Here is a 17,586-nt window from a genome sequence, read left to right on the forward strand (position 1 = left end):
CGCGCGGTCACTGCAATGCATACCGACATTGTCGCCAAGGGGAATCGTGACGCACCGGCATATCCGGTGCGGAAAAGCGGGTGGGTCTCGGTGGGGGAGAGCGGATGTCCGGGGTGGTGCAAGGCGGGGTGTCCTGGCGAGGGCGAGAGGGTGTGTCCCGGTGGTGGGGGGTGGTGCAGGGCGGGGGTGTCCCGGTGGGGGAGAGCGGGTGTGTCCGGGCCGGGGGAGAGCGGGTGTGACCCGATGGGCAGAACGGGTGTGACTGCGGGAGAGCAAGGGGGAGACAGCGGATGGTGATCGCTGGGGGCGGCTGGTGAGGACGGCCACGCGGCCCCGCGTTGACGGCGCGGGAGGCGGTGCGACAGAGTGACCGCGAGCGGTAGCGGAGGAACCCGGTGCGAATCCGGGACGGTCCCGCCACTGTGACCGGGCACCGCCGGTGCCCGGGAGCCAGGAGACTCCGGCCGCTCGTTCCTCCCACACGCGGGCGTGGACACCCGCCGAAAGGACCGTGGCCGTGACGCCGTACCCGTTCTCCGCCGTCGTCGGCCTCGACGATCTGCGCCTCGCCCTGCTGCTGACCGCCGTCTCGCCCGCCGTGGGCGGCGTGCTCGTCCGGGGCGAGAAGGGCACCGCCAAGAGCACCGTCGTGCGGGCTCTCGCCGCCCTGCTGCCCGAGGTCGACGTGGTGCGGGGCTGCCGCTTCGCGTGCGACCCGGCCGCACCCGACCCGCAGTGCCCCGACGGGCCGCACGAGGCCGGCGCCCCGCACGGGCACCGGCCGGCCACCCTCGTCGAGCTGCCGGTCGGCGCCACCGAGGACCGCGTGGTCGGCACGCTCGACATCCAGCGGGCCCTGTCCGACGGGGTGAAGGCGTACGAGCCCGGTCTGCTCGCCGCCGCGCACCGGGGCGCGCTCTACGTCGACGAGGTCAACCTGCTTCCCGACCATCTCGTCGACCTGCTGCTGGACGCCGCCGCGATGGGTCGCGCGCACGTCGAGCGCGACGGCGTGTCGGTCAAGCACGCCGCCCGGTTCCTGCTGGTCGGCACCATGAACCCGGAGGAGGGCGAGCCCCGGCCGCAGCTCGTCGACCGGTTCGGGCTGGTCGTCACCGTCGCTGCCCCGCGTGACGCCGGGCAGCGGGCCGAGGTGGTGCGGCGGCGGCTGACGTACGAGGCCGGCCCCGACGCGTTCGCGGCCCGTTTCGCCGCCGAGGAGCAAGCGCTCGCGGCCCGCATCCTGGCCGCGCGCCGGGCTGTGCCGTCGGTGCTGCTGCCCGACGCCGAACTCGACCGGATCGCCCGGGTCTGCCTCGCGTACGGGGTGGACGGCATGCGCGCCGACATCGTGGTGGCCCGTTGCGCCGTGGCACTCGCCGCGTGGCACGGCCGTGACCGGGTCACCGCCGGCGACGTCCGCGATGCCGCCCGCCTCGCGCTGCCGCACCGCCGCCGCAAGGACCCCCTGGACCCGCCGGGCACCGACGAGCAGCGCCTCGAGGAGGCCCTCGACCGGGCCGCCGCGGAGGATCCCGACGACGACCCGCCGCCGCCCCCGCCACCGGGCGGCGGCGGACCGCCTGACAAGGGCCCGGGCGACGCACCGCCTGACAAGGGCCCGGGCGACGGGCCACGGAACGGCGGCGCCGCGCCCGACGGCGACGACACGCCGGGGAGCAGCGACGCACCACGCGACACGTCGCAGGGCAGCGGCTCGCCGAAGAGCGAGGGCACGGCGGACGCCGGCGACGCGCGGGACAAGGGCGAGGGTTCGAGGCCGGCCGCTGCACCGGCACCGCCCGGTCAGGCGTACCGGCCGCGCGCGCTGCGGATCGCCGCACGGGGCGAGGGCGGCCACGCAGGCCGCCGTTCACCGGCGTTCGCCCGCCGCGGCCGGGTCGTCGGCTCGCGGGTGCCGCGGGGCAAGCTGCGCGGCGCCCCGCACCTTCCCGCGACCCTGCGCGCCGCGATCCACCGGGGCGCCGACCGGCTCGTGCTGCCCTCGGATCTGCGCGAGGCCGTGCACGTCGGCCGCGAGGCCAACCTGGTGCTGTTCGTCGTGGACGCGTCCGGTTCGATGGCGGCGCGCAAGCGGATGACCGTCGTGAAGACCGCCGTGCTGTCGCTGCTGCGGGACGCGTACCAGCGGCGGGACCGGATCGGCATGATCACGTTCCGGGGCTCGTCGGCCGAGCAGGTGCTGCCGCCGACCTCCAGCCACGAGGTGGGCGTGCTGCGGCTGGCCGCGCTGCGCACCGGCGGCCGTACCCCGCTCGCGGCGGGCCTGCGCACCGCGGCGACCACCATCGCCACCGAGCGGCGGCGGGACCCGCGCCGGCGTCCGCTGCTGGTCGTGGTGACCGACGGGCGCGCCACCAGCGGGCCCGACCCGGTGACGCTCGCGCCCGCCCTGGCCGGGGTGGCCACCGTCGTCGTCGACTGCGAGTCGGGACCGGTCCGGCTGGGCCTGGCGCGCCGGCTCGCCGCCGCGCTGGACGCGGACGTCATGCCGCTGGACGCACTCGCCGCGACGGGCGCGACCGCCGCGGCCGACGCGACCACCGCCATCCGCGCGAAAGGGAGGGCCGCCTGATGCCCAAGGGACAGGTCACCAGCGTGCCCGACGACGGGCTCACCACCCGGCAGCGCCGCCGCCAGGCGGTGCTGGCCGTCCACACCGGACACGGCAAGGGCAAGTCCACCGCCGCCTTCGGGATGGCGTTGCGGGCCTGGAACGCCGGCTGGTCCATCGGCGTGTTCCAGTTCGTGAAGAGCGAGAAGTGGCGGGTCGGCGAGGAGTCCGCGCTCAAGGCGCTCGGCCAGGTCCCCGGCGGCGCGGGCGTCGCCTGGCACAAGATGGGCGAGGGCTGGTCGTGGATCCAGCGCGCCGGGACCGAGCGGGACCACGCCGCCGAGGCCGCCGAGGGCTGGGCGCAGATCAAGCGGGACCTCGCCGCCGAGACGCACACCTTCTACGTGCTGGACGAGTTCACGTACCCGATGAAGTGGGGCTGGGTGGACGTCGCGGACGTGGTGGAGACGCTGCGCGAGCGCCCCGGCACCCAGCACGTCGTCATCACCGGCCGCGACGCGCACCCGGATCTGCTGGCCGCCGCCGACCTGGTCACCGAGATGACGAAGGTGAAGCACCCGATGGACGCGGGCCGCAAGGGCCAGCGGGGCATCGAGTGGTGAGCGTCCCCCGGATCGTCATCGGGGCTCCGGCGTCCGGCCACGGCAAGACCACCGTCGCGACGGGCCTGCTGGCGGCGTACGCGAAACGGGGTCTGTCGGTCGCGCCCTTCAAGGTGGGGCCGGACTACATAGATCCGGGCTACCACGCGCTCGCCGCGGGCCGGCCGGGGCGCAACCTGGATCCGGTGCTGGTGGGCGAGGACCGGATCGGGCCGCTGTTCGCGCACGGGTCGGCCGGCACCGACCTCGCCGTGGTCGAGGGCGTCATGGGGCTCTACGACGGGCGGGTCGGCGCGGGCGACACCGGCTCGACCGCGCAGGTGGCCGCCCTGCTGGACGCGCCCGTCGTGCTGGTGGTCAACGCCGCGGCGCAGGGCCGGTCCGTGGCCGCCCTCGTGCACGGCTTCCGCAGCTTCGGCTCGGTGCGCATCGGCGGCGTGATCCTCAACCAGGTCGGTTCCGACCGGCACGAGGCGCTGCTGCGGGAGGCGTGCGAGGAGGTCGGCACGCCGGTGCTGGGGGCGATGCGCCGGGCCGCCGCGGTGGAGGCGCCGTCGCGGCACCTCGGCCTGGTGCCGGTCGCCGAGCGCCGGTCCGAGGCGCTCGCGTCGGTCGCCGCGCTGGCGTCGCTGGTGGAGTCCTCGGTGGACCTGGAGGCGGTGCTCGCGCTGGCCCGTTCCGCGCCGGCGCTGCACGCGCAGCCGTGGTCGCCGCAGGCCGCGGAGCCGGTCGCGGGCCGTCCGGTGGTCGCGCTCGCCGGTGGGCCTGCCTTCACCTTCGCGTACGCGGAGACGGCCGAGCTGCTCGCCGGGGCCGGCGCCGAGGTCGTGGTCGTGGACCCGCTGCGCGACGAGGCCCTGCCGGAGGGCGCCGGTGCGCTGGTCGTCGGCGGTGGCTTCCCCGAGGTGTACGCCTCCGAGCTGTCGGCCAACGAGCAGCTGCGCCAGGCGGTGGCGGCCGCCGCCGTGGCGGGCCTGCCGATCCTCGCCGAATGCGCGGGCCTGCTCTGGCTGTGCCGCACCCTCGACGGCGCGCCGATGTGCGGGGTGCTGGACGCGGACGCCGCCATGACCCCGTCGCTCACCCTGGGATACCGCGACGCGGTCGCGCTGTCGGACAGCCCGCTGCTGCCCGCGGGGTCGCGGATCACCGGTCACGAGTTCCACCGCACGAGCGTGCACCCGCGCTCGGGGCTGCTGCTGGAGCCCGCCGGGGGAGCGGCCTGGGCGTGGCGGGGCGCCGATCCCGAGGGTTTCGCGGCGCCCCGGCTGCACGCGTCGTACCTGCACCTGCACTGGGCCGCCGACCCGGCCATCGCGCGCCGGGTGGTCGCGGCCGCCGCGTCGTGACGGTGTTCCTGGGGCTCGGCGCTCACTCGCGGGCAGGCGCCGGGGACCTGGACCGCGCGGTCGCCGTCGCCCTCGAGGCGAGCCGGCTGACCCCTGCGTACGTCGGCGCCGTCGCCACCCTGGACCGGCGGGCCGCGGTGATCGGGCCGTGGGCCGCCGGGCGCGGCTGGCCGCTGGTGACGTTCACCGCCTCCGAGCTGGCCGGCGTCGGCACACCGAACCCGTCCGCCGTGGTGGCGGCGCGGGCCGGCGTGCCGAGCGTGGCGGAGGCCGCGGCGCTGCGGGCGGCCGGGCCCGGAGCGGCGCTGGTGCTGGCGAAGACGGTCGTCGGCGGCGTGACGGTGGCCGTCAGCTCACGTACGCCGCCAGGTGCTCACCGGTGAGCGTGGACCGCGTGGCGACCAGGTCGGCCGGGGTGCCCTCGAAGACGACCCGGCCGCCGTCGTGCCCGGCGCCCGGCCCGAGGTCGATGATCCAGTCGGCGTGCGCCATCACGGCCTGGTGGTGCTCGATGACGATGACCGACTTGCCCGCGTCGACGAGCCGGTCGAGCAGCGCGAGCAGCTGCTCGACGTCGGCGAGGTGCAGGCCCGTGGTGGGCTCGTCGAGCACGTAGACGCCGCCCTTGTCGCCCATGCGGGTGGCGAGCTTGAGCCGCTGCCGTTCGCCGCCGGACAGCGTGGTCAGCGGCTGGCCGAGGCTGAGGTAGCCGAGCCCGACGTCGGCGAGCCGTTCGAGGATCGCGTGCGCGGCGGGCGTACGGGCCTCGCCGGCGCCGAAGAACTCCTCGGCCTCGCTGACCGGCATGGCCAGGACCTCGCTGATGTCGCGGCCGCCGAACGTGTACTCGAGCACCGAGGCCTGGAACCGCTTGCCCTCGCACTCCTCGCAGACGGTGGCGACGCCCGCCATGATCCCCAGATCGGTGTAGATGACGCCGGCGCCGTTGCAGGCCGGGCAGGCGCCCTCGGAGTTGGCGCTGAACAGGGCCGGCTTCACGCCGTTCGCCTTCGCGAAGGCCTTGCGGATCGGCTCGAGCAGGCCGGTGTAGGTCGCCGGGTTGCTGCGCCGCGAGCCGCGGATCGGCGCCTGGTCGACGGCGACCACGCCCTCGCGTCCCGCCACCGAGCCGTGGATCAGCGAGCTCTTGCCCGAGCCGGCCACACCGGTGACCACCACGAGCACGCCGAGCGGGATGTCGACGTCGACGTCGCGCAGGTTGTGGGTGGCGGCGCCGCGGATCTCGAGCGTGCCCGACGGCTTGCGGACGGTGTCCTTGAGCGAGGCCCGGTCGTCCAGGTGCCGGCCGGTGAGCGTCCGGCTGCCGCGCAGCCCGTCCACGGTGCCCTCGAACACCACCTCGCCGCCGGCGGTGCCCGCGCCCGGCCCCAGGTCGACGACGTGGTCGGCGATCGCGATGGCCTCCGGCTTGTGCTCCACGACCAGCACGGTGTTGCCCTTGTCGCGCAGCTGCAGCAGCAGCTCGTTCATCCGCTGGATGTCGTGCGGGTGCAGCCCGATGGTGGGCTCGTCGAAGACGTACGTGACGTCGGTCAGCGACGACCCGAGGTGGCGGATCATCTTGGTGCGCTGCGCCTCGCCGCCGGACAGCGTCCCGGCGGACCGGTCGAGGCTGAGGTAGCCGAGCCCGATGCCGACGAACGAGTCGAGCGTGTGCCGCAGCTTGCCCAGCAGCGGCGCGACGGACGGCTCGTCCAGGCCGGCGACCCACTGCGCGAGGTCGCTGATCTGCATGGCGCACGCGTCGGCGATGGAGACGCCGCCGATCGTCGAGGAGCGGGCGGCCTCGCTCAGCCGGGTGCCGTCGCACTCGGGGCAGACGGCGAACGTGACCACGCGGTCCACGAAGGCGCGGATGTGCGGCTGGAGCGCGTCGACGTCCTTGGACAGAAAGGACTTCTGGATCGACGGTACGAGGCCGGCGTACGTCAGGTTGATGCCCTCGACCTTGATCTTCGTGGGTTCCTTGTAGAGCAGGTCGTTGAGCTCGCGCTTGGTGTACTTCGCGATGGGCTTGTCCGGGTCGAAGAAGCCGGAGCCGCGGAAGATGCGCCCGTACCAGCCCTCCATGCTGTAGCCGGGGATCGTGACCGCGCCCTCGTTGAGCGACTTGCTGTCGTCGTACAGCTGGGTCAGGTCGATGTCGGAGACCTTGCCCATGCCCTCGCAGCGCGGGCACATGCCGCCGGTGACGCTGAACGCCCGGCGCTCCTTGACCGTCCGGCCGCCCTTCTCGACGGTGACCGCGCCGGCGCCGCTGATCGAGGCGACGTTGAACGAGAACGCCTGCGGCGAGCCGATGTGCGGCTTGCCGAGCCGGCTGAACAGGATGCGCAGCATGGCGTTGGCGTCGGTGGCCGTGCCGACCGTGGAGCGCGGGTTGGCGCCCATCCGCTCCTGGTCGACGATGATCGCGGTGGTCAGCCCCTCGAGCACGTCGACGTCGGGCCGGGCCAGCGTCGGCATGAAGCCCTGCACGAACGCGCTGTACGTCTCGTTGATCATCCGCTGGGACTCGGCGGCGATCGTGCCGAACACCAGCGAGCTCTTGCCCGAGCCGGAGACGCCGGTGAACACGGTGAGCCGGCGCTTCGGGATCTCGACGCTCACGTCCTTGAGGTTGTTCTCCCGCGCGCCGGTCACCCGGATGAGGTCGTGGCTGTCGGCGATGTGGGCCGTGCTCATAGCGTCTCCGTCTCCTCGGCAGTGCTGTCACGCTAACCGGGAGCAGGGACGAAAGCTTCTCCATTCATGATCAGAGCGGCGGCCATTCCCGATCAGGGCAGCGGCCATTCGTGCACGGGGACGTTCTCGTGCATCGGCGGCAGGTAGCGGCGCAGCATCTCGTGCAGCGCGTCCTGCCGGTCCTTGCCGTCACCTTCGAGGGCGTGCAGCGTCTCCACCTGCCAGGTGGCGCCGTTGCGGCCGGTCAGGCAGCGCTGCTCGATGATGCCCAGCAGCCGGTCGCGTTCCGCCGCGGACACCCCCCATTTGTCCAGCCCTTCGCGGGCGAGGGGGAGCAGCCGGCGCAGCACCAGCTCGGAGACGGGAACGTAGCCGAGGCCGGGCCAGAACACCGACGCGGCGATGCCGTGCCGGGCGCAGGAGTGGAAGTTCTCCTCGGCGGCGCTGAACGACATCTGCGTCCAGACCGGACGCTCGGCCTCGGCGAGCATGCGGACCAGGCCGTAGTAGAAGGCGCCGTTGGCGACGGTGTCCACCACGGTCGGGCCGGCCGGCAGCACCCTGTTCTCCACGCGCAGGTGGGGGCGGCCCTTGACGACGGCGTAGATCGGGCGGTTCCAGCGGTACACCGTGCCGTTGTGCAGCCGCAGCTCGCTCAGCTGCGGGGTGTCGCCGCTCTCCAGGATCTGTTCCGGGTCGTCCTCGTCGCAGATCGGCAGCAGGGCGGGGAAGTAGCGCACGTTCTCCTCGAACAGGTCGAAGACCGAGGTGATCCAGCGCTCGCCGAACCACACCCGGGGGCGTACGCCCTGCGCCCGGATCTCCTCCGACCGGGTGTCGGTGGCCTGCTCGAACAGCGGGATGCGGGTCTCGCGCCACAGCTCCCGGCCGAACAGCAGCGGCGAGTTGGCCCCCAGCGCCACCTGCACGCCCGCGATCACCTGGGCGGCGTTCCAGTACGCAGCGAACTGCTCCGGGCTGACCTGCAGGTGGAACTGGGTGCTGGTGCACGCCGCCTCGGGCGCGATCGTGTCGGTGGTGACCGCGAGCCGGTCGATGCCGTCGATGCGGATGTCCAGGTCCTCGCCGCGGGCCGCGAAGATCTGCTCGTTGAGCAGCGCGTACCGGGGGTTGGCCGACAGCGCGTCCGCGGTCAGGTGCTCCTTGCGCAGGGTCGGCAGGATGCCGATCATCACCATGTGCGCGCCGTTGCTGCGCGCGTGCTCCTCGGCGTTGTTGAGGCTGGCCCGCAGCTCGCGTTCCAGCTCGGCGCTGCCGTCGCCGGTGAGCCGCCGGGGCGCCACGTTGATCTCGACGTTGAACTGGCCCAGTTCGGTCTGGAAGTCCGGGTCGGCGAGCGAGCCGAGCACCTCGGCGTTGCGCATCGCCGGGTCGGCCCCACCGTCGACCAGGTTCAGCTCGATCTCCATGCCGGTCAGCGGCCGCTCGAAGTCGAAGCGCGCCTCCCGCAGCATCGACGCGAACACGTCGAGGCTGCGGCGGATCTTCTGCCGGTACCGTGTCCGGTCCTCGCGGGTGAAATCCTTGCGTTCGACCTCTTCGCCCACCGCGCACCGCCCTTCGCCCGAGCCCGTCTTCAATGTGGCAGTTCGCCGCGCCGCGCACCACCGGTGTGCCCGCATACCTGCCCGGTTCCGCGCCGGTGCAATCAACGACGTCGAAGCAGGCTCCGCAGCGCGGCCGTCAGCGCGGCCGGGTTCTCCTCGGCCATGTGGTGCCCGCTGTCGATCGGCACGCCCTCGACGTCGTCGGCCCACAGCTTCCAGATGGCCAGCGGGTCGCCGTAGAGCAGCTCCATGTCGTCGCGGGTGGACCACGCGAACAGCGCCGGGCAGGAGATGCGGCGCCCGGCGGCCTTGTCCGCGTCGTCCGCAGCCCGGTCGGCCCGCAGCCCGGCCCGGTAGTCGCAGCACATCGCGTGCACGGTCGCGGGGTCGAGGATCGCTTCGCGCTCCTGCGCCGGCACGTGGTCCGGCAGCCCGTACCACGCGGCCGGGTCGGCGCCGATGACCCGTTCCGCCGGCTTCGCCGTCTGGCCGAGGAAGAACCAGTGCCACCACAGCCGGGCGAAACGGGCGTCGGCCCGGGCCAGGGCCTCGCCGATCGGTACGCCGTCCAGCACGGCGAGATGCGTCACGGCGTCCGGGAAGTCCAGTGCCACCCGCATCGCCACGTAGGACCCGCGGTCGTGCCCGGCCACCGCGAACCGCTCGTGCCCGAGATGCCGCATCAGGGCCACCACGTCGCCGGCCATGGCCCGTTTGGAGTACCCGGAGAAGTCCTCGCCGGCCGGGGGTTTGGACGAACGGCCGTAGCCGCGCAGGTCCGGGCAGACCACGGTGTACGTGTCCGCCAGCGCCGGCGCGACGTGCTGCCAGGTGACGTGCGTACGCGGGTGCCCGTGCAGCAGGACGACCGGCGGGCCGCTGCCGCCATGGCGGACCCGCAATGTCACCCCGCCGACGTCGACCTGCTCCAGCGTGAACCCCTCGAACATGTCGCCAGGCGTACCCGGCCCTTTACAGCCCCATGCCATCCATCGAGACTGATCGTTGTCTGACATCGACCGGGAGGCACGCAATGCGCAGATTCCTCAGGCTCGTCGCCGCGTCCGCGCTGGTCCTGGGCGCCGTCGCCGCGCCCGCGGACGCCGATCGCCGCGGTCCCGGCTGGACCACCGCCTGGGCCACCGCGCCCGCCGCCGCGGTGTCCGGCGTCGAGCAGGGATACGCCGGCTACACCATCCGCAACGTCGTGCACACCACCACGGGCGGGGCGACCGTACGGATCCACCTGTCCAACCGCTTCGGCACCCAGCCGGTGCTGATGGGGCACGTGACCGTGGCGATCTCCGCCCACGCCGGCGGCCGCCGCGACGGCACGATCGACCGCAGCGACGGCGCCGCGCAGCTCGGCACCGTGCGCCAGGTGCTCTTCAACGGGCGCGCGTCGGTCACGATCCCGGCGTGGTCCGAGCTGCTGAGCGACCCGGTGCGGCTGCGCGTACCGGCCGACCACGATCTGCTCGTCAGTACGTGGACCCCCCAGCCGTCCGGCACGGTGACCTACCACCCGGCCGCGATGCAGGACTCGTTCTTCAGCCGCGGCCCCGCCGACCACGCCGGTGACGAGGCGGCCACCGCGTACGGCGAGACCACCCGCGTCTGGCACTACGTCAACGGCGTCGACGTCTCCGGCGGGCCCGGCACGGTGGTGGCGCTCGGCGACTCCATCACCGACGGCGTCACCTCGACGTGGGGCGCCAACCGGCGCTGGACCGATTACCTGGCCGCCCGCCTCGCCGCCGACCCGGCGCCCGACTACGGCGTCGCCAACTCCGGCATCAGCGGCAACCGGGTGCTGCTCGACAGCAACGCGCCCGACTACACGATCTACGACACGTTCGGTCCCAGCGCCATCGCCCGGCTCGACCGGGACGTGCTCGAGCGGGCCGGCGCCCGGACGGTCATCGTCTTCGAGGGCATCAACGACATCCAGCAGACCCCGCACCAGACCGACCCGCAGCAGATCATCGCCGGGCTCGCGCAGATCTCCGCGCAGGCGAAGGCGCGCGGGCTGCGGGTCGTCGGCGCCACCATCATGGCCTGGAAGGGCTGGAACTCGTGGACGCCCGAGCTCGAGCAGGTCCGGGTGGCGGTCAACGCGTGGATCCGCGCGGGCGGGGACGGTGCGCTGGACGCGGTCGCCGACTTCGACGCCGTGACCCGGGACCCGGCGGACCCGCAGCAGCTGCTGCCCGCGTACGACAGCGGTGACCACCTGCACCCCAACGACGCCGGCGACGCGGCGATGGCCGCCGTGGTCCCGCTGTCGAAGCTGTAGCGCGGTCAGGCGATCCAGGCCGCCGCGACGACTGTCGCCACCGACAGCCCGAGCACGGCCTGGATCAGCAGCCCCGGCCCGAGATGGGACCACATCGTCGGGATCCGCGGCGTGTACGGCTGCAGCGTCTCGAGGTTCAGCACCTGCTGCAGCTTCGCCGGCAGGTCCGGGTCCTTCTGCAGAACCGTACGCACCTGCACCAGGTCGCCGCGGTGCAGCGCCGACTGTGGGAGCTGGCCGTGCATCTCGACCTCGTACGTCTGCCCGAGGTCGTCGCGCAGCCGGACCGGCGTGACGAGGTACTCCGGCCCCTTCTTGAGCTCCTTGAACTTGCGCCGCGCGCCGCCGGTGCCGCCGGTGCGCAGCAGGGCCACCAGCAGCGTGCCGAGCAGCTGGGCGATGGTGGCGGTCACGAACACCGCGATGAGCAGCGGCTGCCCGACCTTGACCTCGCGGGTGTACGAGGCGCGGTAGCCGAGGAACCGCCCGGTGACGACCGGACCGGCATGCCGGAGGATCTGCTCGCGGTACAGCTCGGTGTCATCCATCGGAATCACCTCCAGGGGTGATTTCATGGTACGGAGAGCGACGTTTCAGACACAGTGAGTGAATTCGCGGTTCATGTATCCGCCACGGCGCCGCATCGTGATCGTTTGGAGGGGGTCGCACCGGGCATTCACCCGGTCCGTCCTCCTCTCGTAGGAAGTGCTGCATGAAGCTGCCTTCGCCTCGTGGACCCGTCTCCGACGCGGTCATCGCCGCCCTCGTCCAGGCGCCGCACGACTTCACCGCCGGAGAGCCCGACTCCGACGACGACCTGCACCTCACCCTGTTCGTGCTGTACGAGCTGCACTACCGCGGCTGGGACGGCGTCGACGACACGTGGGAGTGGCATCCGGCGCTGCTCGGCCTGCGGGCCCGGCTCGAGGCGCGCTTCGAGGCCACGCTGCGCGAGCTGCCCGTACCGGAGGCCACGGACGACGTGCCGCACGCGCTCATCGCGATGACCCGGGAGACCGGCGGCCCGTCGCTGTCCGGGTACATCCGCGGGCGTGCCACCCGGGAGCAGTTCCGCGAGTTCGCCACCCACCGGTCCGTCTACCACCTGCGCGAGGCGGACCCGCACACCTTCGCGATCCCGCGGCTCGCCGGGCCGGCCAAGGCCGCCCTCATCGAGGTCCAGATCGACGAGTACGGCGGAGGCGTCACCCACCGCATGCACCAGGAGATGTTCAAGGACACGATGACGGCGCTCGGCCTCGACACCACGTACGGGGCGTACGTCGACGTGGTGCCCTGGCAGACGCTCGCGAACAACAACCTCATGTCGCTGTTCGGGCTGCACCGGCGCCTGCGCGGGGCGCTGCTCGGGCACCTGGCGGCGTACGAGATGACATCGACCGGGCCGAACCGCTCGTACGGCAACGGGCTGCGCCGCCTCGGCGGGGACGCGGCCGCCACCCGGTTCTACGACGAGCACGTCGAGGCGGACGCGGTCCACGAGCAGATCGCGGCCTTCGACATGTGCGGCTCGTTCTGCGCGGCCGAGCCGGAACTCGCCGCGGACGTGCTCTTCGGCGCCCGCTGCGTGCTGACGATGGAGGACCGCTGGGCCGAGTACGTCCTGTCGCGCTGGGCTGCGGGAGAGTCGTCGCTGCGCTCGTGAGCCCAGCCCGCCCCCTGATCAGCTGTCGCGGGGTGCGGGCGTCTCGCGGTCGGTGCCGGCGCGGAAACCGATGGCCTTGTGGGTGCCGTCGCAGAACGGCTTGATCGCGGACTTGCCGCAGCGGCACAGGGCGACGGTGCGGCGCCCGGCCTCGATGACCTCCCCGTCCGGGGTCTGCAGCGTGAAGTTCCCGCGCAGCAGGTACGGGCCGTCCTCGTACGGGATGATCGTCGCCCCGTGGTCATCAGCCGCAACACTCATGCCGCAGCGCTTGCCCGGGCGGCCCCACCCGGAAACCCGCACCGACCCGTACGTCTACCGATTGCGCGAAAGCGGCGCGGAGCTGCCCGGTTCACGGTGAACTGGACCGGGAACGCCTGTCGCAGGCGAGCTACGGGGGTGCAACGGCATGGCCACGATCGGTACGCAGTACATCAATCCGCAGAGCGTGCTCGCGCGGACGGCCTGGGAGATGGTCCAGGCCCACGGCGGCGGACGCGGACCGCACGACGGCATCACGATCTGCCCGGTCTGCGGCGAACCCCTGCCCTGCGCGGCCGCCCGGGCGGCGGCCGAGGTCGTGGAGGCGGCCGGCCTGGCCGAGTCGTCCGGCCTGATCGAGGCGGCCCGCGGCGGCCTCGGCGCGTCCCCGCTCGGCCTCCCGGCATCCGGCGCGCAGCAGAGCACCGTACGCCTCGACCCGGCCGGCCCGGTCCCGACGCCCTCGACCCCGCCCGTGGCGTCCGCTTTCACCCCGGCCGCCTCGGCCCCCGCGTTCCCGCCGGCGACCCCGCCCGGGGGCAACGTACCGTCGTTCACCCCGCCCGCCGAGGAGCTCCCGGCACCCACCTGGCTGACCGCACCGGACCCCGCCGACCCGGCCCGCGGCACCGAGCCGCCGGCCCGTGCCCCGGAGGGCTTCATCCCGTTCGCCGAGCGGGCCGGGCTGGTACCGGAGCCCTCGTCCCCGGCGCCTTCCGCTGAGGCAGCCAACGGTCCGCGCCTGCCGGCCTTCCCGCGGCCGGACACCGGTGCCGGGCCGGACTCCGCTCCACCCGCGGACCGGCCGTTCGCATCGTCCGGCCTGCCGGGGCACCGTACGTCCCCGCCGGAGCCCGCCGGCGGCCAGTCCGCCGGATCCGGCTCACCCGGCGACCGGGCGTCGTCGGCGGGCGGCCAGCAGTCCGGGCCTGAGCTGCCCGGGAAGTGGGCGTCTGCGCCGGAGCCGGCCGGTGGCCAGTCGTCCGGGCCTGAGCTGCCCGGGAAGTGGGCGTCTGCGCCGGAGCCGGCCGGTGGCCAGTCGTCCGGGCCTGAGCTGCCCGGGAAGTGGGCGTCCGTGCCCGATCCGGCCGGTGGCCAGGCGTCGGAGCCGGCCGGGGACTGGATGTCCGCGGTGGGGGCGCCCGGTGGCCAGGGGTCTGCGCCGGCCGCTCCCGGCGCCTGGCCGCCCGCGCCGCCGGCGCCGGATGCCGGGCCGTCCCGGGCGTCGGGTCCGGGGTTTGCCGAGTCCCGCACGACTGCGCCCCCGGGATCCGGGCCTCAGCAGCCGGCCCAGCAGCCGGCCCAGCAGCCTGCCCAGCAGTCTGGCCCGGCGCATCCGTCCGCCCGGCCGGCCCCGGCCGGTCCCTCGGCCCGTGACATCGCGAACGTGGACCCTCTGCTGCTCGGGCCGCCGCTGTTCATCCAGCAGAACCGCCCCCTGGACGCGCCTCGCTTCACCCCGTCGGTGCGCCCCCAGGAGCCCGCTCCGGCCGCCGCGCCCGGTGCGGGTCCTGCCGCGCCCGGTAGGGGTCCTGCCGCGCCCGGTGGGGGCCCCGCCGCGCCCGGTGGGGGTCCCGTCGGGACCACACCCGGCCGGCCCGCGTCCGCGCCCGGTTCGTCCGCCCCTGCGCCCGGCTCGTCCGGCCCTGCGCCAGGCCTGTCCAGCTTCGCGCCTGGCTCGTCCGAGCCCGCTCCCGGCTCATTCGCTCCCGGGTCCGTGCCCACGCCGGGTTCGGCCGTGTCCGCGCCGGACCCGGCCGCGCCCGCGCCCGGCTGGGTTTCGCCGCAGGCCGGCGCCGCGGCTCCCGGCCCGGCCGCGCCCGGCAACGCCGCACAGACCGCGCCGGGGTCCGGTCTGCCCGGCCCGTCGGCGCCGGTGCCCGGCCCGGCCGCACAGGTGCCCGGCCGCGCCGCGCCTGCGCCCGGCCTCGCCGCGCCCGGTCTGGCCGCCCCGGGGCCCGGTCAGGCCGCGCCTCGGCCGGCGCCCGGCGTGACGACGCCCGGCGCGTCCGGCCCGGGTCAGCCCCAGCAGGGCTCGGGGCTGCCGCGCCCGGAATCCGGCCCGGATCTCTCGTCCGCGTTCCTGCGCCAGCCCGGCGCCTCCACGCCGCCGGCGGCAACGTCGTCCACCCAGGCTCCGTCCGGCCTGCCGGCGCCGGGAACGCAGACCCCGCCCCACCCCGGCCTGCGAGCGCCGGACCCGACGCCCGCCCAGCCGGGTGCGCCCACCACCGGCCCGATGTCCGCCCCGTCCGGCCTCGGCCGCCCTCCAGCGGCCACCGCCACGCCGACGGGCGCCGGCACGCCGACGGGCGCCGGCACGCCGACGGGCGCCGGCACGCCGACGGGCGCCGGCACGCCGACGGGCGCCGGCACGCCGACGGGCGCCGGCACGCCGACGGGCGCCGGCACGCCGACGGGCGCCGGCACGCCGACGGGCGCCGGCGCGCCGACATCGCCGGGCCCTCCCGGCCCGTCCGGCCTCGGCCGTCCGCCGCTGGCCGCCGGCGCGCCGACGGCTCCGGGCCATCAGTCCGCCCCGGCGGCGGCCATGCCCTCCGGCCTGGGCCGTCCCGCCCCGGATGCCGAGCCGCCCTCCGGCCTCGGCCGCCCCGCCCCGGGCGCGGCATCGCCGTCCGGTCCGGGCCGTAGCGCCCCGTCCGAGCCGCAGTCCGCTTCCGGTCGTCCCGCCCCGGGTGCCGCATCGCAGCCCGGGCCGGGCCGGGCCGCCCCGGGCGCCGTACCGCCTGCGGGGCCGGGCCGTCCCGCCGCGGATGCCGAAGCGCCGTCGGGTCTGGGCCGCCCCGCGCAGGGCGCGCCGTCCGGCCTGGGCCGCCCTGCCCAGGGCGCGCCGTCCGGTCTGGGCCGTACCGCCCAGGGTGCGGAGAGCCCGTTCACCGCGGGTCCGAGTGCTCCCTCGGGTCTGGGCCGGACGCCGTACGGGCCCGCAGCGGCAGCCAGCCCGGGTCAGCAGCCGCCCGCCGGCCGGAACCGTCCGCCGCTGGAACCCCCGCAGATGGGCCAGCTCAACCGCCCGCTGCAGCCGGAAGCCGCAGGTCAGGCACCCACCACGCCGGCTCGCGACGCGAACGCGGGCGCGCCCGACGCCGAGGGGGACGGTCCGCCGAGCGGGCTTCCGCAGCGCCCGCAGCAGTGATGGGCGGGCGACACCCCGGCGACGTCCAGGGGTATGTCCGTGTTCGGTCATACACTGAGCGTCACCAATCCGGGAGTTGTGTTTAGCCCGGCGCGTCCCGGGCAGTAGCGTCGGCGGACTTGGCTCGCCGACGGGCACGCTCGCCGCCGATCAGTGTCACATCGCGACATCGCTGGAGCAGCCGGCCGCTCACCGCGGTCACGGTCTGCCTCACCGGCTGAGAGAGAGCAGCATGCCTGCACAGGAGGACTCCTCGACGCGCGTCCTCGAGGATCTCGACGCCGCCGCCGTGGAGTACGCCACCCGGATCTCCGGCGCCTCCGGCCCCGCGCGGGCCGCGCTGCGTGACGAGCTGACGCGGATCTGCCTGCCGTTCGCCGGTCGCATGGCGCGCCGGTACCGGGGGCGGGGCGAGAACCTCGAGGATCTCGAGCAGGTCGCCCGGCTGGGCCTGGTGAAGGCGATCGACCGGTACGACCCCGAGCGCGGCTCCTTCACGGCGTACGCGGTCATCACCATTTCCGGTGAGATCAAGCGGCACTTCCGTGACCGGACGTGGGGGGTGCACGTGCCGCGGCGGGTGCAGGACCTGAGCCTGGAGGTCGGGCACGCCTCGATGGTGCTGACCACGGAGCTGTCCCGCACGCCGACGCCGGCCGAGATCGCCACGCGGCTCGGTGTGCCGCTGCCGGCCGTGCTGGAGGCCCTGGAGTCCGCCGCCGGGTATTCGCCGTCGTCGCTCAACGCCCCCGCGGGCGGTGACGGGGCCGCCGAGTTCGGTGACCTGCTGGGCGGCACGGACAGTGACCTCGAGATGGTCGACGACAAGCTCACCGTCGCCGGGCTGCTGCTGCGCCTGCCGGCCCGCGAGCGGCGGATGCTCGCGATGCGCTTCTACGGCAACCGGACCCAGGCGGAGATCGCGACCGAGCTCGGCATCTCGCAGATGCACGTGTCGCGGCTGCTCAGCCGGTCGCTGGCGTGGCTGCGCGAGGCGATGCTCAGCGACGCGCTGCCGCGCTGGGAGGGTGCGAACGGCCCCACGGATCCGCACGGCATGCAGATCGCGGTGCAGCACGGCGACGGCGTCCTGACCGTACGGGTGCAGGGCGAGGTCGACCGGGACACCGCCGAACGGCTGCGGACGGCGCTGCGCCACGCGGTGTCGTCGCTGGGTGGTGACCGGCTGGTGATCGACCTGGCCGGGGTGCCGCTGGTGGACGCGGCCGGGGTGGCGGTGCTCATCGACGCGGCCTCGGCGGCGTCGGTGGCGGAGGCGGATCTGACGCTGGCCGGCACGCAGCCGTACGTGGCGCGCATCCTCGGTGTCTCGGGGCTGCAGAACCTGCTGGAGAAGCGCCGCCGGTCCTGATCAGGGCGGCGCC

The 17,586-nt window shown here is 74.7% G+C and carries 13 protein-coding genes and 1 riboswitch; of the genes, 8 read left to right on the plus strand and 5 right to left on the minus strand.

Going from position 1 to position 17,586, the window contains the following annotated elements; translation table 11 throughout:
* Window positions 1-360: 360 nt before the first annotated feature.
* Window positions 361-483, plus strand: a riboswitch (cobalamin riboswitch).
* 34 nt (window positions 484-517) lie between these two features.
* From COUCH_RS17995 to COUCH_RS18010, 4 genes are read left to right on the plus strand one after another with little or no spacing between them, the layout of a single operon-like run.
* Window positions 518-2,596, plus strand: a complete 2,079-nt coding sequence (locus COUCH_RS17995; RefSeq protein WP_249613250.1) for a VWA domain-containing protein — start codon at window positions 518-520, stop codon at window positions 2,594-2,596.
* Window positions 2,596-3,198, plus strand: a complete 603-nt coding sequence (cobO, locus tag COUCH_RS18000) for a cob(I)yrinic acid a,c-diamide adenosyltransferase (RefSeq protein WP_249613251.1) — start codon at window positions 2,596-2,598, stop codon at window positions 3,196-3,198. Before COUCH_RS17995 ends, cobO begins: the two co-directional genes overlap by 1 nt.
* Window positions 3,192-4,547 (plus strand): cobyrinate a,c-diamide synthase, encoded by a 1,356-nt coding sequence (locus COUCH_RS18005; protein WP_249613252.1) that lies wholly within the window; start codon window positions 3,192-3,194, stop codon window positions 4,545-4,547. Before cobO ends, COUCH_RS18005 begins: the two co-directional genes overlap by 7 nt.
* Window positions 4,544-4,930, plus strand: a complete 387-nt coding sequence (locus tag COUCH_RS18010) for a cobalamin biosynthesis protein (protein ID WP_249613253.1) — start codon at window positions 4,544-4,546, stop codon at window positions 4,928-4,930. The genes COUCH_RS18005 and COUCH_RS18010 overlap by 4 nt, the downstream gene beginning before the upstream one ends.
* On the opposite strand, the gene COUCH_RS18015 is transcribed toward COUCH_RS18010, so the two are convergent.
* The 3 genes from COUCH_RS18015 to COUCH_RS18025 all read right to left on the minus strand — a co-directional run bounded on the left by COUCH_RS18015 (window position 4,896) and on the right by COUCH_RS18025 (window position 9,771).
* The gene (locus tag COUCH_RS18015) at window positions 4,896-7,253 is read right to left on the minus strand and encodes an ATP-binding cassette domain-containing protein (protein ID WP_249613254.1); all 2,358 of its coding nucleotides are present in this window, start codon (window positions 7,251-7,253) and stop codon (window positions 4,896-4,898) included. The two genes, COUCH_RS18010 and COUCH_RS18015, sit on opposite strands and share 35 nt — an antisense overlap.
* A gap of 92 nt (window positions 7,254-7,345) precedes the next feature.
* On the minus strand, window positions 7,346-8,821 hold the full coding sequence (locus tag COUCH_RS18020; RefSeq protein WP_249613255.1) for a glutamate--cysteine ligase: 1,476 nt from the start codon (window positions 8,819-8,821) through the stop codon (window positions 7,346-7,348).
* Between the two features lie 101 nt (window positions 8,822-8,922).
* A complete protein-coding gene (locus COUCH_RS18025; protein ID WP_249613256.1) occupies window positions 8,923-9,771 on the minus strand; it encodes an alpha/beta fold hydrolase in 849 nt (282 codons plus the stop codon).
* A gap of 83 nt (window positions 9,772-9,854) precedes the next feature.
* Here COUCH_RS18025 and COUCH_RS18030 point away from each other — a divergent pair, with 83 nt between their 5' ends.
* Window positions 9,855-11,117, plus strand: coding sequence for an SGNH/GDSL hydrolase family protein (locus tag COUCH_RS18030; protein ID WP_249613257.1), 1,263 nt, complete (start codon window positions 9,855-9,857; stop codon window positions 11,115-11,117).
* Between the two features lie 5 nt (window positions 11,118-11,122).
* Here the strand turns inward: COUCH_RS18030 and COUCH_RS18035 are convergent, their stop codons facing one another.
* Window positions 11,123-11,665 carry a hypothetical protein gene (locus COUCH_RS18035; protein ID WP_249613258.1) on the minus strand — a complete coding sequence of 181 codons (543 nt, stop codon included), beginning with the start codon at window positions 11,663-11,665 and terminating at the stop codon, window positions 11,123-11,125.
* Between the two features lie 164 nt (window positions 11,666-11,829).
* Here COUCH_RS18035 and COUCH_RS18040 point away from each other — a divergent pair, with 164 nt between their 5' ends.
* The gene (locus tag COUCH_RS18040; protein ID WP_249613259.1) at window positions 11,830-12,783 is read left to right on the plus strand and encodes an iron-containing redox enzyme family protein; all 954 of its coding nucleotides are present in this window, start codon (window positions 11,830-11,832) and stop codon (window positions 12,781-12,783) included.
* Between the two features lie 18 nt (window positions 12,784-12,801).
* On the opposite strand, the gene COUCH_RS18045 is transcribed toward COUCH_RS18040, so the two are convergent.
* The gene (locus tag COUCH_RS18045) at window positions 12,802-13,044 is read right to left on the minus strand and encodes a CDGSH iron-sulfur domain-containing protein (RefSeq protein ID WP_249613260.1); all 243 of its coding nucleotides are present in this window, start codon (window positions 13,042-13,044) and stop codon (window positions 12,802-12,804) included.
* 148 nt (window positions 13,045-13,192) lie between these two features.
* Between COUCH_RS18045 and COUCH_RS18050 the strand changes: the two genes are divergently transcribed.
* Together COUCH_RS18050 and COUCH_RS18055 are read left to right on the plus strand one after the other, a co-directional pair.
* Window positions 13,193-16,201, plus strand: coding sequence for a hypothetical protein (locus COUCH_RS18050; RefSeq protein ID WP_249613261.1), 3,009 nt, complete (start codon window positions 13,193-13,195; stop codon window positions 16,199-16,201).
* A 232-nt stretch (window positions 16,202-16,433) separates the two neighbouring features.
* The gene (locus COUCH_RS18055; protein ID WP_249613262.1) at window positions 16,434-17,573 is read left to right on the plus strand and encodes a SigB/SigF/SigG family RNA polymerase sigma factor; all 1,140 of its coding nucleotides are present in this window, start codon (window positions 16,434-16,436) and stop codon (window positions 17,571-17,573) included.
* Window positions 17,574-17,586 lie beyond the last annotated feature (13 nt).

It is taken from the genome of Couchioplanes caeruleus (genome assembly GCF_023499255.1).
Taxonomy (GTDB): Bacteria; Actinomycetota; Actinomycetes; order Mycobacteriales; family Micromonosporaceae; genus Actinoplanes; species Actinoplanes caeruleus_A.

Bases quoted from the DNA above. Each gene is read 5' to 3' on its own strand.
- cobO (WP_249613251.1), top strand. From the start codon at position 2,596: ATGCCCAAGGGACAGGTCACCAGCGTGCCCGACGACGGGCTCACCACC.
- COUCH_RS18015 (WP_249613254.1), bottom strand. From the start codon at position 7,253: ATGAGCACGGCCCACATCGCCGACAGCCACGACCTCATCCGGGTGACC.
- COUCH_RS18025 (WP_249613256.1), bottom strand. From the start codon at position 9,771: ATGTTCGAGGGGTTCACGCTGGAGCAGGTCGACGTCGGCGGGGTGACA.
- COUCH_RS18030 (WP_249613257.1), top strand. From the start codon at position 9,855: ATGCGCAGATTCCTCAGGCTCGTCGCCGCGTCCGCGCTGGTCCTGGGC.
- COUCH_RS18035 (WP_249613258.1), bottom strand. From the start codon at position 11,665: ATGGATGACACCGAGCTGTACCGCGAGCAGATCCTCCGGCATGCCGGT.
- COUCH_RS18040 (WP_249613259.1), top strand. From the start codon at position 11,830: ATGAAGCTGCCTTCGCCTCGTGGACCCGTCTCCGACGCGGTCATCGCC.
- COUCH_RS18045 (WP_249613260.1), bottom strand. From the start codon at position 13,044: ATGAGTGTTGCGGCTGATGACCACGGGGCGACGATCATCCCGTACGAG.
- COUCH_RS18050 (WP_249613261.1), top strand. From the start codon at position 13,193: ATGGCCACGATCGGTACGCAGTACATCAATCCGCAGAGCGTGCTCGCG.
- COUCH_RS18055 (WP_249613262.1), top strand. From the start codon at position 16,434: ATGCCTGCACAGGAGGACTCCTCGACGCGCGTCCTCGAGGATCTCGAC.